Here is a 1,350-nt window from a genome sequence, read left to right as displayed (position 1 = left end):
CGGCTCCACCACTCACTCCTTCGGCCAGCTAAATCCCTGTTCACTTTGGGCGAGACATTCGTGGGCAGCAATTACATCGGTCCAATCAGCGGTCCGAGCGGTCCGGTGAGTGACTGCAAACGGCGCAGGATGGCTGCGAAGTCGCATCGTCGAGGTGCCCCGCGCACCCGCCGATCGCCGCCTCTCGCGAGCCGCCTCTTGCGAGACGGGGGCGGTATGCGAAGAATGGGGCTAGCGTGGATGGAGCACAGCATGTGCCGGTACGCACCGAGATGGGAAGTGGCGTGAGCAGCGGGACGCAGGCAGCCACGGCAGCCTCTGGACAGCCAGGGCGCCCTCGGACAGCCTGGGATTTTTCCATTGCTTCGACGCTGCTGGATCTTGAGGGCCAGCTGGGCGCTCTTACTTACGCCGCCTATCTACCTCTGGCAGGCCGGCCCGCCTTGGGAGTGGCGCTGGCAGTGGACACTCCCTGCGGCTTCACGATTCCCTCGGAGCTGGATCTTGAGGACATGCGGCTGCCGACCGTGCGAGCGTACCGAACCGGTGACCTTGTTGTGGTCGAGGCCGCAGAACTTCGGGAACTGACCCGTCAAGTTCCAGCGTTTTTCCTGCACAATCCGTTTCCCCTCGCAGTAGCCTCCGTTCCACTAATCGCTGGCGGGCGAACGTTCGGCTGCCTGAGCATTCACTGGTCACGCACCCGGGCCCCCGAAACCCCCATAGCCGCAAACGAGCTGAACATTCTCCGGAGTGCAGCTCAGGAACTATCAGACCAACTACTGAGCCTCGCCAGCACAGAAACGTCGATACGGGCTCCATCTATACCGATTTTTGTTCCCCCGATTCCGGCGGAGCTGACCACCACTGTCTCAGCACTACCCGCCGATCAGCTTGGCTGGGGCGTGACCGGATCCGCTTTCCTGTATCAACTCAAGCGCCTGTCCACTCAATTGGCCGCTGCCGTACAGATCCGTGACGTCCTAACCGCCGCACAAACCCATATAATGGCGCCTTTCGGTGCCAGCGCGCTGATGCTATGCCGCGCCCGAGAAGGTCGCCTACATGTAGTCGGATCCTCTGGTTTCTCTCGTGATGAAATTGCCCGTTTGGATAGCACGCCTTTGTCGCGTTCCACCCCTGAGACTGACACGGTAACGCTCGTTGAGGCGCAGCTTCCACGACTGGGTGACACCCGCATGGATTCTGATGCCGGCGTAGGCCAGCGTCCGCGGGCCTACATGCCCCTCATTGCCAACGGCAGGTGCATCGGCTGCTGTGTCCTTGAGTTCCCAGTGCAGTGGCGTAGGTTCCCGACGGACGAGGAAATCGCCTTGGCTGGTCTCATGC

The 1,350-nt window shown here is 61.7% G+C and carries 1 protein-coding gene; it reads left to right on the top strand.

Translation table 11 applies throughout. The annotated features are described in order from the left end of the window. Positions 1-254: 254 nt before the first annotated feature. Positions 255-1,350: GAF domain-containing protein (locus ACFW2E_RS46975; protein WP_384478323.1), on the top strand; the 1,096-nt coding region annotated here is incomplete at its 3' end.

This window comes from Streptomyces sp. NPDC058964, from assembly GCF_042741275.1.
GTDB lineage: Bacteria > Actinomycetota > Actinomycetes > Streptomycetales > Streptomycetaceae > Streptomyces.
Note: the sequence above shows the minus strand (reverse complement) of the source record. Positions and strands in the feature narration are given on the sequence as shown.